Raw genomic sequence first — 13,624 nt, 5'->3', positions numbered from 1 at the left:
CTGTTTTTTTATACAGCACCTCAATAATCATCTGCTATTCTTAACGGAACCCTCACAAAACTGGAGCGAGCGACCAATAACGAAAATAGATATGCGGAACCGTTAAGGAAGTTGGCGGTACCTTTGCGTAAGCAAAGGGAATGACAACTTTTAGGTTTCCGCATCATCGGGTTGTTATTTGTTGCTCGTGGCATTGTGTACAAATCCACTACAAATATCTTTCTTGCTACTGTCTACCAAGATTCGGAGAGAGAAATTAGCAGCTCTAGGTTCGCGGCCTTGCTTCGAAGCGGCTGCGCCGTCCGCATCAACTTCGTTATGCGAGCGTCGCTGAAGCTTCGAAGCTTACACGAAGGTCGAACCGTTGACTATGGGCTCCCCCGCCAATACTGTTTTTTTATACAGCACCTCAATAATCATCTGCTATTCTTAACGGAACCCTCACAAAACTGGAGCGAGCGACCAATAACATTTATATAGTGATCATCACGACCACTATTATCTTGATTACTATTTCAGATGCAAATTCCCGCCATGGCTCTGACTTCCCCTCAAAAATCAACTAGATACAATCAAGTGGCACCATCTTCACAAATGGAAAAATGGTCATCATGACCACTATCAAAGATTTCTTGCCGCATCCAACCCGTTGATTTCATTAGACTTTCATCACCAATCTACAAATACTCAGAAATAACGGTCACGACGACCGAAATCTCTGGTCTGTTTGGGTCGCGAAATGGATATAGGTTTCAAATTTGAAATTATTGAACGCTGGAACTACTAACTGGCACTCAAGCTGGGGGCCATTTCTTAGCTCCCGGCTTTGAACTCTCAGCTTTATTTCAAGTAAAGAAAAACCCCTTGTCCAACTGTCGATCTCAGAGCAAGGGGTTTTAATGTATTAGTATTTAAATTAAGCCGCTAGGCAATCCGACCTGCACGCAGCCATTCAGATACGCAGAAAGCCAGCTCCAGCACTTGGTCGGCATTCAGTCTTGGGTCGCATTGGGTGCGATAGCAACTGGCAAGATCCGCTTCGGAAATTTTCCAGGCGCCACCAGTGCACTCGGTAACATGTTCACCGGTCATTTCTAGGTGAATACCGCCGGGGTGACTGCCTTCGGACCAGTGTACCGAGAAGAAGTCGCGGATCTCTCGTAAAACTTTATCGAAATCGCGGGTTTTGTAGCCATTGCCAGCTTTTACCGTGTTGCCATGCATGGGGTCGGTACTCCAGACCACAGAGCGCCCCTCTGCTTGCACTGCACGCACCAGTGCGGGCAGCTTATCGGCGAGGATATCTGCTCCCATACGGGTAATTAAGGTAAGGCGGCCAGCTTCATTCTCAGGATTGAGCTTATCGATCAAGCGCAGCAGCTCATCAGTCTGCATATTGGGGCCGACTTTTACGCCGACAGGATTGCAAACCCCGGAGAGGAATTCCACATGGGCCCCATCCAGCTGGCGAGTTCGCTCACCAATCCAGAGCATATGCGCAGAACAGTCATACCATTTACCGGTAAGGCTATCAGTGCGAGTGAGCGCCTGCTCGTATTCCAGTAATAGTGCTTCGTGTGAGGTGTAAAGCACCGTCTCTCGAATTGCGGGAGTATTTTCTGAGGTAACACCGCACACCGCCATAAATTCCAGCGCTTCTTGCAGGCGTTCGGCTAAGAGTGCGTATTTTTCACGCTGCGGATTATTCTTAAGAAAACTCAGGTTCCAACCGTGCACCTGGTGTAAATCAGCCAGGCCGCCCTGGGCGAAGGCGCGCAGCAGGTTGAGAGTCGCCGCCGACTGGTTATAAGCGGTGACCATACGCTGAGGATCTGGCTGGCGAGCTTCCGCAGTAAAATCGATACCGTTGATAATATCTCCACGGTAACTTGGCAGCTCAACGCCATTAATCGTTTCTGTATCGGCAGATCGGGGCTTGGCATACTGGCCTGCCATCCGAGCCACTTTTACTACGGGTAAATTACCTGCAAACGTCAGCACTACAGCCATTTGCAGCAGCACTTTAAATGTATCGCGAATGCGGTTTGCGTTGAAATCGGCAAAAGATTCGGCACAGTCGCCGCCCTGTAACAAAAACGCCTTACCCTCCGCTACCTGGGCCAATTGACGGCGCAGCTCACGCGCTTCGGCAGCAAATACCAAAGGTGGGTGGCCAGCTAACTGTTTGGCAACCTGGGCAACATCATCGGTTGAGGTGTATTTGGGCTGTTGGTGTGCGGTGAAGTTTCGCCAGCTCTGCGGGGTCCAGATTTGGGTGGGGGATTCAGACACTGGGACTCCTAGCTCAACTTCCATCTTTCACTCTTACTTCTTTGGGTAAAACTTAAGGGTGAGCAATACGCTCACCCCCAAATGTGCCGAATTTACAGCACGCTGGCAACTGCCTTGCAGAAGTATTCCATATTGTTGGAGCTCAAACCGGCAATACTGATGCGGCTGGAGTCCACCATATAGATGGAATAGTCCTTCTGCAGCTGCTGCACCTGCTCTGGACTAATGCCCAGGAAGGAGAACATGCCTTTCTGCTGGCGGATAAAGCCGAAATCACCAGCAGCTCCGGCAGCGGCCAAGCCTTCTACCAAACCGGCGCGTAGCCCGTTGATACGTTCACGCATCTCGGTCAATTCCGCTTCCCAGTTCGCTTTAAGGCCTGCATCTGTAAGGATAGATTCCACAATCGCTGCACCGTGGGAAGGTGGCATGGAATAGTTCCCACGAATGGCACTCAGCATCTGGCTATGGCCTTTATCAGCGCTCTCACCGTTGGCATAGATCACCATCGCCAGGCCTACACGCTCACGGTAGAGGCCGAAGTTTTTAGAACAGGAGGCTGCCACTAACATCTCGGGCACAGATTCAGCCATCAGGCGCAGACCATAGGCATCGTCTTCCAAGCTTTCGCCAAAGCCCTGGTAGGCCATATCGATAAATGGGGTGAAGCCCTGTTTTTGCGCCATTTCTGCCAGTACTTTCCACTGCTCGCGAGAAAGATCCGCACCGCAGGGGTTGTGGCAGCAGGCGTGGAACAGAACCACATCACCCTCACCCACGTTCTTTAGGGTCTCCACCATTTTGTCGAATTGCAAGCTGCTGGTAGCGCGGTCGTAATAAGGATAACTCTTGATGTTGAGGCCAGCGTTACCAAGAAGGGGAACATGGTTCGCCCAGGTAGGATCGCTCACCCAAACCGTGGCCCCAGCCTTGGCGCGATTGATCAGCTCTGCCAGAGCGCGCAGGGCTCCACATCCACCGGGGGTTTGCGCTGAGCGCACTCGGCCTCCAATCATGGCCGAATGGCCAGCGCCCAGTATCAGCTCCTGCATCACCGAATTGAACCCTGGGGTACCCGCAGGGCCAATATAGGCTTTGGTTTCCTCGCTTTGCAGTAAGCGAGTCTCTGCCTCTTTTACCGCCTGTAAAACGGCAGTGTGGCCGGCCTCATCCTTGTAGACCCCTACCCCAAGGTCAATTTTGCTGGGGTTTTCATCCGCACGGTAGCTGGCCAGCAGGCCGAGAATTGGGTCTGGCGGTAGGCTGCTTAAATGCTCAAACATTTGAAAACTCCTTTATTTATCCTATTTATTGGTCTATCAAGCCGCGCTCGGACCACTCCTTAGCGCGAACCATCAGTTTTTCGATAATGCCATCCAGTTGCTCCCGCTCCTCAGAGGAGAGCGAGGCGATCAAATCATTTTCATACTGCTGCGCGAGCGGCACTATGCGCGCATACACCTCACTCCCCAGCTCAGACAGGTTCAACACCTGACGACGGCGATCCGCAGGGTCTTCACTGCGAGTGATGTAATCATTCTTCAGTAAAGAGGAAACAGCGCGGCTAATGGCCACTTTATCCATGGCTGTCTGCTCCACCAGCTCAGCGGCGGAAAGATCGGGAAAGCGCCCGAGAATGGCCATCACCCGCCAGGCGGGAATGGTGAGATGGAAGCGCGCACCATACGCTTGAGAGATGGCGTTACTCACGCGGTTCGAGAGCACCGAAAGGCGATATGGCAAGAACTTCTCCAGGCGCAACTCATCCTGCTTTACCGCCGCATCCGGCGAATTGTGGTCATTGGTCATGGCTGCTCTCACACCTGCCTATCTTCGAACCCCGGTTGTACCAGATGTCCAATTTAACTAACATTGGTTTCAATTGTAACCACTGCACGCGCGAATGTTGCGCAGCAACATCCTGGAGCACCGGACAAAATTGGTCGCACAGTATAGGGTTTTCAGCGCCATTTTTGTTACCAGTCTGCCGGTTAAACGCAAAAAACATGCGTGGCATGTCCATCGAGTTGATCAATGTTCCGCCAGCCGCCCTGCGAGCAAGATGCGAGGCCGCCCATGAACAAGTGGATTCGCTTTCCCCGCGTTGAAGGGAAGACCAGCCGACAGGCCCATGCAGATTTCCCGGCCAATACCTTTGAGAGGGAAATGGGCAAGGAGGGCTTTTTTGGCCCCTGTACGCATTTCTACCATAGCCATCCCCCCACAGGCTGGAGTCAATTCACAGGCCCACTGCGACCACACGCCTTCGACAGCACCAAACTGCAACATTCAGGCGATAGCCCCTGGGACCAGAAACCCCTTCTGCGCAATGAAAATAGCCTGGTGGGCCTGTGGATTTGCCGGGAACCCATGGACCACTTAATACGCAATGCCGATGGCGACCAACTTCTCTTCGTCCATAACGGCAGTGGGAAGCTGTTCTGTGATTTTGGCCGGCTGAGTATCCGCGATGGTGACTATATACTCCTACCGCGCGGGACCATGTGGAGACTCTCCCCCACTGAAAACGAGCCCCTGGAATTACTGCTGATCGAGGCAAGCGGTGGGCATTTCCAGCTCCCAGAGAAGGGGATTCTCGGCCCCAATGCTATCTTTGACGAGGCAATCCTGGATGTGCCGAGCATCGACGAAGCCTTTCTCGCCCAACAGGGAGACACCCAGTGGCAGGTAGTCGTGAAGGCACGCCAACAACTCTCCAAGATCACCTACCCATTTAACCCACTAGATGCCACTGGTTGGACCGGTGACAACCTCGCAGTAAGAATCAATTGGAGAGATATTCGCCCAGTAATGAGTCATCGCTACCATCTGCCCCCCTCTGCCCATACCACCTTTGTGGGCCCGGGCTTTGTCGTAGCCACTTTTGTGCCGCGCCCCATTGAGAGTGATCCCGGCGCTCTAAAAGTGCCGTTTTTTCACAGTAATGACGATTACGATGAGCTTATCTTTTACCACCGCGGCAATTTTTTCAGCCGGGATAATATTCACCCCGGCATGCTCACATTGCACCCCATGGGATTCACCCACGGGCCCCACCCAAAGGCATTTGCCACCGGCGTAAAACATGCTCGCAAGGCAACCGATGAAGTGGCGGTAATGATCGATAGCCGCACCCCATGGGATATACTGCCGGATGCCGAGGCGATAGAGTTTGAAGATTACGTGAACTCCTGGAAAACGCCACAATAACAGGGGAAATAATTAATAAATTAATCGGCAGCTTTCCCAGCCGCCACCATAATGACTGACAATAAAGGAAAGAGAATGGACCTTTACGGATACTTCCGCTCCTCCGCAAGCTACCGAGTGCGTATTGGGCTTAATTTAAAAGGCCTGAGCTATAACTATCTCCCAGTCAATCTAGTTAAAGGCGATCAACACAGCGAGCAGTATCGCCAGTTAAACCCCCAGGGGCTTCTGCCAACGCTCAATGACGGGGACATCAGCCTCACTCAATCTATGGCTATTTTGGAGTGGTTGGAAGAAACTCACCCAGAGCCAGCGCTCTTGCCCAGAGATGCCGAGGCTCGCGCCCATATTCGAGCCCTGGCACAAAGCATTGCCAGCGATATCCAACCCCTGCAAAACCTCCGCGTGCTCAAATATCTGGTTTCTGAATTCAAAGTGACTGAAGAGCAGAAAATTCAGTGGATTCAGCACTGGATTCACTTGGGATTTGCCGCCCTGGAGAAGCAGCTAGAACCCGCGCCTTTTGCCGCTGGTGACACCCCTGGGCTTTTTGAGTGCTGCTTACTGCCGCAGGTGTATAACGCCGAACGTTTTGGTATGGATATGAATCAGTACCCCAAAATACAAAAGATCACCCAGGCCTGTAACGAATTAGCGGCCTTTATTGATGCTCACCCCGAAAAACAGCCCGATAGCACTGTATAGTCTATTTAAGTAAGCCAGATCCCGGCTTATCCGGGCTCTGGCTTACATGAATATCCAGTCATAAAACTCTTAACAAAACTCAACTGTTATCCCAGCTTTTACACTTGCCCACCATAGCGCGCAGTGGTTAAGATTCTGCACATAGGCAATAAAATATAACCACCGCAGTATCTATCACTGAGATCAAAAAATGCAGCCTGAGCAAGCAACTTCTGCAAGAGAGAAGGAAGCCATCGAGCATGTAAGAAAGCTCAAAGGCTTTTACCAACACCTAATTACTTATTTGATAGTGATTGCTGGACTTTTAATAGCTAATTTAATCCTCACCCCAGAGTACCTTTGGTCTCTCTGGGCAGCCCTTGGTTGGGGCATCGGAATCGCCTCCCACGCTGTGCGAACTTTTAAACCTTTTACATTGTTTGGGCCTGAGTGGGAGAAAAAGCAGGTAGAGAAAAGATTAAAAAAGAAGCCTTAAGTCAAGACACAGCCTTACCGCTTCAAGCCTGGTAACGCTCTCCTCCGTGTACACCTTTATAAAAGATCTACAAACCATTTTAATCAGTGCAGGCGCTCTTTATTTATTAACGCCTCGAGAGAGCAGGCTTGCTAAATTTAACCCACTAGTCGCCGAAAAATCCAAACGCACAGTCTGTTCTCTAGAATAATGCTTTTAAATAAAAATCGAAAAGCATGGTCAATGCCGTGAAAATATAACATCTTATTAGATGTCATATCATTTTCACATACCCATACTAATATTGCCGCCCTATCAATTAAGGCAGCCTTATAATAACAGTCGAAATGGATATCCTTATGCCAAATAAAGTCAGTTTTTCATTTTTATTTTCCCTACTCCTCTTTTTTTGTGCAAACCCACAAGCAAGCATCGCTTCTACACCAAAATTAATAGCGGAACTCCCTCAAGATGATCACCGTATCGACCAACTCTACTACCTCCAGCCTCACAACAGTTATGAACGCCTTGCAACTGAAGAATCTCTTACGGATTGGCTGGATAAGGGCTTTCGCTCGTTGGAACTGGATGTTGTTGACCACGGCCCCTGGCAGGGTAGTAATCATGGGCCCTATGTAGCCCACGGCCAGAGTGATATCGGCAATCATATGTGTCGTAGTAATGGCGACAATGATCGACTGGTTCATTGCCTTGACGACATCAAGGCATGGCTTGACAACAACGAACTCAATGCACCGCTAATGCTATATATTGATATGAAGCCAGACAGTAATTGGTTCGCTGCCTGGTATGCCGATGAGATCTATGTGTTGGATCAATATATCAAGCAACAGTTAGGCGATTTGCAATTCAGCTACCAGGACTTACTAGCACATCTACAGGCAAGCTCCCCCTCCTCCGATTATCGAAACACCCTAAAGAATATAGGTTGGCCTACTTTGGGCGAGCTGCAATCGCAGAATAAGAAAGTCCTGGTCATGTTTACCGGTGGCCAGAGTGGCAATGTCAATAATCGTATGGAATCGGCACTGGATAACTACCCATTACATGCCTTCCTCTGCCCTGATGTAGATACTGCCGATCCTGAAGAGTTTTCTGGCAATATAGATTCCATGGATTCCAGCAGCTCCCAGAAGGTATTTTGCGGTAATGTAAAAGCCGGCGATCACTACCAAATAACAGCCAATGAAGCGGCGAACAGTAAACAATTGATGCATTTGTGGAGCAGCTCTGGCGATTTCAGCAATACAGATTTTGGCTATTCCTATATCGCGGCTGCACACGGCGCTACCGCTATTGGCATGGATCCAAATACCGTCAATGACACGCCGAGCCATACCAGCCAAGCCATACCCTTTGTCGGTGTGCGAAGAAGCCTACCTGGTTATTTTCGTATTCAGTCCAGCCAAAACCCAAATTTCTGTATGAATGTTTCTCAAGGCTATGGCAATGGCTCCAACCTGACCTTGGCCAACTGCAACTCGAGCAACGAACAGCAGTTTGTCTACACCGCTGAGGGACAGTTAAGACCTAAAGGCAACAATAAATACTGTGTCGACTACAACACGGGCTCTGCAGACAATGGTGATAAAATGCACCTGTGGGATTGCGATGGTGGCAATTCAGAAAAATGGCAGGTACAGGAAAGCGGTATTATTCAAAATCGCGACAAAGATTGGCAATACTGTATTGATACACCAGGGGCAAGTGCCGACAATGGAGAACAACTTCAAATTTATAGGTGCAACAGTAGTGACACTGGTCAGAAATTTTCCCTGAATGCTGTGAATGAATGGAAACAAACAAGCTTTTAAGTATTACTTTTTATTCAGACTCTCAGGAATCAAGTATAAAGAAGAGTATTGTTGCAGTTAGTAAAGGCGTCGGTCTTAAGATTGATCAAAGATCGACAGCCTTACAGTAGAAGCACCAGTTAACTCGGGCATGTAGAAATCTCTTAACATGCCCAGTTAATCAGTAATTAGTTCAGTTCGCCAGCTTCACACTGCCCCCAGTCACCGAAGGTGCCGTCAACTGCGACTAGGTTTCATAGATAAAGGTAGTTATATAATGGAGTAATGTAGGGCAAATTAGTTAAATGCTAATATACAAAGGACATGATATCTCAGCACCATTAGTCACCAGACTCTTACCACATAATCCAACTTACTTTCTTGATTAACATCAATTTCCACCTCGTTTTCTACATAAAACAATCCCACTAACGATACCTAAAAAATATTCATTATACCCACCCAAGAAATTAGTGGGCACCCATTGCATTTATAGATATAGTGCTTAAAAGGACTAAAAAGGAATAAAGATGTACGAGGTAGTACTTTTTTTGCATTTGCTAGGTGCAACTATTTGGACTGGGGGGCATCTGGTGCTGGCATGTACAATCCTCCCTTCCACCCTAAGAAGTCAGGATATAGAATTTATCTCAAGGTTCGAAAGCAGCTATGAAAAAATTGGTATCCCTGCCCTTCTTGTACAGATTATTTCTGGCATCTATCTAGCTTTCAATCTCTTGCCCGATATATCCCAGTGGTTTAACTTCTCGAATCCGGTTTCGAGACTTATTTCATATAAGCTAATCATATTGGGCTGTACATTCCTTCTTGCTATTGACGCAAGACTCAGGATTATTCCGCATCTTTCCACCAGAAACCTAAAAGCACTCGCTTATCATATAATTCCAGTAACACTTCTCTCCGTTCTATTCGTATACGTAGGAATTTCCTTCAGAACAGGCTGGCTATATTAAACTATCATTTATTGGCTCAGCAACTAACTACCCGGCGTAAGTACAAGTTAATCACTCACTTATTGAAACTCCACAGAATAAAAGCTTAACTAGTTAATGAGGACTGCTTAACAGCAGCCCTCACACTCAATCAATTAGATATACAAATATTGAATTTTAGATTAATTAAAATCAAGGTAACGAATTAAAAAACTTCTTCCAAATGCTTTAAAAAGGGTACCACGGTTTGATCTCTCACAGCTGGGTACATATCTCGATCAATAGTAATATGATCCAAATTGACCCAACTTTGAGCATACCAACCTAGATTGATATCTTCTACTGCATAGACAAAAGAGTGCACCCCTGTAAATTCAATAACTTCGTCACCGCCTGCCAGTTGACGGATGTATAAATTGTCCTTATAGGGGAACTGAGCATTGAGATCAGTATAGTAGCTCAAATAAGTTGAGTTTTCGGGGTTACGGAAAAAAGAAGAAGTTACTCCCATTTCATTCTGATCCCATTTACAGACGCCATCAAAACTATGAACAATAGTTCGAATGCTACGAAAGTCCGGATCATTACGCAGAGCCTTTGCCAAGCGCATTGCTAAACAACCACCTCTGGATGATCCCGCCAAGTAGATGCTTTCAAGATTGGAAGCATAAGCTTTTGACTTTAACCAATTAAGGTAGGCACTTTCTATACGAGATTTCTCACCACTATTCACCATATAGTTAAATTGTGCATCAAAAGCTACGGCAAAGAAGGTGTCATCTGCTGGAAAATACTCTGAATCCAAAACCTGCCGGGCAAGCGAGCGGCCATCTATGCTTCTGGAACAGGATTTTTCTGAGATACCACAGTTTCTTTTAAAATTATCTCCTTGGCCTGTTACCGCACTTTCAGAGCCGTATCCCGGAGGCTGTTGTCCAGCTGCAATAAATACCAAATTTCGCACATCTTCTCGTTCTGGCTGCCGTACTCTTGCAATCTGAGTGTATAATTGGTAAGTATTACTGACACCTTCTTGCTCCCAAGCTAGATACTCAGATTGAGTAGCTTGCTGGGTACACCAAAAGTTTTGACAGTAGCGGACACGCTCCAAGCTCACCGATAAATCTGATTTAGGCTCAAATGCCTTAGCTTGAATAGAGCCCCAAAAAAACACCCAACAAGCTAAAATCCTTATTATTTGATTATTCATTTTTCACCATTTTCAATATGACCATTCTTATATTTAGAAGGTTAAACCCTCCATCCAATCAAATAAACCAACCCCTTATCTGACCGCAGATGATTTTAACAGACGAAATGCCACCAAATAGAGAAACCAATAAAAAAACAAATTTTAAATTTTCAAATAAGAAAAGATCAAATCCAAGACAAAAAATACAAAAATAGGAAAGACCTAAACAACAAATTGATAAGCAGCCAACAGTATTTTCCAGCACTTAAAGAGCCCTTAATTTAGCCAAGACAGCTAAAAAATCATCGACTTATTTAAGGAAACATAATCGCCGACCAACCCTTCAGAACACCTGAATACTATGTAAATAATTATATTTTTTACCCAGCCTCAAGAAGAAAGCAAAAGCAGTGGACCGCACCCCGACAGGTAACGCCACACGACCTTTCATGCTTTAATTTCGATCGTAACGTAACATACAGCACGAACATCTTAATTGATAGCAAGGTAGTGTAATGGGCGTTAACTCGTACATCATTACTAAAAACTGAATCTAGTTGCACTATGCCCAAGTAACTCCAGCTAGCAACTCATAGCAACTATATTCCAGGTGTATCACTCTGCGACGCCTAGGGAATAAAGCTCTATCAGAAGCATGAAGAATATGAGGATACATAATTAGTGCAGAACCGGATTTTGCCTCACAGGCAACTGGATCATGCTCTTTAACATATTGATATATTTCTTCTTTCTTCAAAATTCCATGTTGCTGGCTGCCAGGAATAAGCTTTAAGCAGCCATTATTAGCATCAGTATCATCCAGATGAATACGGATCGTAATCATTTGCTTAAGAACATGTAGAGGAGGCTGCACATGGTGAAAGCCATCCTTAACACTCCAGGGGCCCCATCCAGACTTAGTAAATTTTGAAGAGACCGCTACAGTCTTATCCTGATGCCAAGTAACAAACCAGTTACATTTTTCATTTTTATCAAATAGGATACTCCTTACCAATCGAGGGCGCTGAATTAAGTACCTCTGCGCTAAATTTACAATCAAGTCCGATGTTGCCAAGGCCGCTATAGAGCTATGCTTTTTCTCTACATTGCGTATGCCTCCCGTCCCCCTAGCGAGCTTTAAATCTTCAAACTCATTTTGAAGAACCTCAAGCTGGCCTTCCGGAAAGATGTCATTAATTAAGGAATAACCTTTTTCCAAATCGATCATTATTTAATAACCACAAAAAGGAGTCCGGATTTTATGTACAGCTCACCCAACGAGCGAAATATTACCGACCAGAAAGTGCTTTCTAGCTGGAATTTTTATTTCCGGAAACTTTTGTTTAGGCTTTCCCCATTTACGCATAGACACTACCCGCATTTTGTGGTTTAGACTCTAAAGATCATCTTTGCCAGCTCATAATACATGAGGAATTGTTCCACGTTTCATATTACCTACCCAGCAACACACTCCTTAATAGCGTATGGCACTGACACTGCTGCACTTGGAACACCAAAGCAACTGCGAGCCAAGTCAGGGCTGGGAAAAGGTGCTCCGTGTCACACTTTTAACGTGGAATCCGTGCTAAATTCAACCCATTCAAGTCGAGGTCAGCTTGATTGATTGCCGAGCCGTTTTACGGTGGCTTTCGCGCTGTAAGGTAGTAACAACTCAATCTATATTGATGTATGCCCAGTAGAACTCAATACCCATCAGCAGATAATAAGCAGTATGCCCTCCACAACAAAAAGTAAATATTCACTTACAAATTACACCTTAATGTAAAAGTAAGAATGTGACGTTATGTCGAGCATATCCCAGCAATTCATCGTCACTAGAATTAGGTAGTAGGACTATTTTTGTACAGTTAAAGGTTGTGGGTTCAGTTTTGTAAATTGCTTGGTGTGCTCACTGTTGTCATGCTCCCATACTGGCCTAAATTAATTTTCTAGCCTGGCACAAACCGCCTGTGAAAAAGTTGAATCTACTAAGAGTAGGTATGAAAAATCTACCAGCGATTTATGTACAGGTGAAACCATAAGTACGTAAATTTTCTTGCTGAATGAAATGTGTATTTCAGCCAAATTCTCCAATACCAAGAGCATGGATAAGAGATAAAGATGGTTTAATAATAGAAAATATTTGCTTAATGGCACCCATGTTTCTGTGAAAAAATGAACATATATCTTTTGCCATCGAGAGATTACGGTTCACGCATTGAGCTTTCGTGATTTTTCGACTCAATGTATTACCTAGCTTACGGATAAGACTTCAGCCGAGGGCCTGGCTACAAGAGTTTTATAGCTGACTTTTTCCACAACGAAGAGATTTATTTAGATGAGCACTGACAAAAGTAATGACTCCACACCTTTTCTAGCAGGCATGAGCGCTGGTGAACAGCAATCATCTCTCTCGAATTCAGGCGCCAAATCAGTGCTTGGTGAGGGTATCAATTTTCGCGGTGAGTTGATTGGCACCGAAGATCTTCATGTAGAAGGCACCGTAGACGGTACAGTAATTATGGTTGGCCACAACCTTTCTGTTGGTACCGGCGGCGCAGTAACTGCAAACATCCATGCAAAAAATATTGTTGTTGAAGGCACACTGGACGGCGACGCACTTGCCGATGAGTTAATTGAGATCAGAAATACTGCCCAGGTAAACGGCAACCTGATTGCCCCTCGAATCAAACTCGACGACGGTGGTAAGTTCCGTGGCTCTATGGATATGGTAGATACCGACTCCGAAATGAAAGAACGCCACAAGGAATTCTCAGACCGATTGGTGCACCCAGATCTGCCGGCAACGGAAGACAAGCCAGCAAACCGCTCCCAGAATAACTCCTCCTACACTTCTAGCAGCTCAACTGCGAGTGATTCATCCCGTCTATCCGATACCAGCGACTATCTGTTCGGTACCAAGGAGACTGAAGAGGAAACAGTGGAGAGCTGAGTTAACTTCCTCAGTTAATCCTCCATACGAGCCCCGGCTATTGCCGGGGCT

At 46.4% G+C, this 13,624-nt stretch carries 11 protein-coding genes; 6 read left to right on the top strand and 5 right to left on the bottom strand.

Annotated elements, in window-relative coordinates; all coding sequences use genetic code 11:
* Nucleotides 1-924: 924 nt before the first annotated feature.
* From MJO52_RS08130 to MJO52_RS08120, 3 genes are all read right to left on the bottom strand, one after another.
* Complete coding sequence (locus tag MJO52_RS08130; protein WP_252085440.1) at nt 925-2,316, bottom strand: class II 3-deoxy-7-phosphoheptulonate synthase; 1,392 nt, start codon at nt 2,314-2,316, stop codon at nt 925-927.
* Between the two features lie 68 nt (nt 2,317-2,384).
* On the bottom strand, nt 2,385-3,575 hold the full coding sequence (locus MJO52_RS08125; protein ID WP_252085439.1) for an aromatic amino acid transaminase: 1,191 nt from the start codon (nt 3,573-3,575) through the stop codon (nt 2,385-2,387).
* 25 nt (nt 3,576-3,600) lie between these two features.
* Nucleotides 3,601-4,101, bottom strand: a complete 501-nt coding sequence (locus MJO52_RS08120; protein WP_252085438.1) for a MarR family winged helix-turn-helix transcriptional regulator — start codon at nt 4,099-4,101, stop codon at nt 3,601-3,603.
* A 267-nt stretch (nt 4,102-4,368) separates the two neighbouring features.
* Here MJO52_RS08120 and MJO52_RS08115 point away from each other — a divergent pair, with 267 nt between their 5' ends.
* The 5 genes from MJO52_RS08115 to MJO52_RS08095 all read left to right on the top strand — a co-directional run bounded on the left by MJO52_RS08115 (nt 4,369) and on the right by MJO52_RS08095 (nt 9,449).
* A complete protein-coding gene (locus MJO52_RS08115) occupies nt 4,369-5,502 on the top strand; it encodes a homogentisate 1,2-dioxygenase (RefSeq protein ID WP_252085437.1) in 1,134 nt (377 codons plus the stop codon).
* Between the two features lie 75 nt (nt 5,503-5,577).
* Nucleotides 5,578-6,207, top strand: coding sequence for a maleylacetoacetate isomerase (maiA, locus tag MJO52_RS08110; RefSeq protein ID WP_252085436.1), 630 nt, complete (start codon nt 5,578-5,580; stop codon nt 6,205-6,207).
* A gap of 190 nt (nt 6,208-6,397) precedes the next feature.
* Complete coding sequence (locus MJO52_RS08105; protein ID WP_252085435.1) at nt 6,398-6,682, top strand: 2TM domain-containing protein; 285 nt, start codon at nt 6,398-6,400, stop codon at nt 6,680-6,682.
* Nucleotides 6,683-7,020: 338 nt separating this feature from the next.
* On the top strand, nt 7,021-8,496 hold the full coding sequence (locus MJO52_RS08100) for a ricin-type beta-trefoil lectin domain protein (protein ID WP_252085434.1): 1,476 nt from the start codon (nt 7,021-7,023) through the stop codon (nt 8,494-8,496).
* Nucleotides 8,497-9,005: 509 nt separating this feature from the next.
* Entirely contained in the window at nt 9,006-9,449 is a 444-nt protein-coding gene (locus MJO52_RS08095; RefSeq protein ID WP_252085433.1) for a copper resistance protein CopD, read from the top strand.
* A 184-nt stretch (nt 9,450-9,633) separates the two neighbouring features.
* Here the strand turns inward: MJO52_RS08095 and MJO52_RS08090 are convergent, their stop codons facing one another.
* The gene (locus MJO52_RS08090; protein WP_252085432.1) at nt 9,634-10,638 is read right to left on the bottom strand and encodes a hypothetical protein; all 1,005 of its coding nucleotides are present in this window, start codon (nt 10,636-10,638) and stop codon (nt 9,634-9,636) included.
* A gap of 544 nt (nt 10,639-11,182) precedes the next feature.
* Nucleotides 11,183-11,848 carry a phytanoyl-CoA dioxygenase family protein gene (locus tag MJO52_RS08085; protein WP_252085431.1) on the bottom strand — a complete coding sequence of 222 codons (666 nt, stop codon included), beginning with the start codon at nt 11,846-11,848 and terminating at the stop codon, nt 11,183-11,185.
* A 1,110-nt stretch (nt 11,849-12,958) separates the two neighbouring features.
* Between MJO52_RS08085 and MJO52_RS08080 the strand changes: the two genes are divergently transcribed.
* The gene (locus MJO52_RS08080) at nt 12,959-13,573 is read left to right on the top strand and encodes a bactofilin family protein (protein ID WP_252085430.1); all 615 of its coding nucleotides are present in this window, start codon (nt 12,959-12,961) and stop codon (nt 13,571-13,573) included.
* Nucleotides 13,574-13,624: the final 51 nt, after the last annotated feature.

It is taken from the genome of Microbulbifer variabilis (assembly GCF_023716485.1).
In the GTDB taxonomy this organism is placed as follows: Bacteria; Pseudomonadota; Gammaproteobacteria; order Pseudomonadales; family Cellvibrionaceae; genus Microbulbifer; species Microbulbifer variabilis_B.
This window is presented reverse-complemented; position numbering and strand designations above follow the sequence as displayed.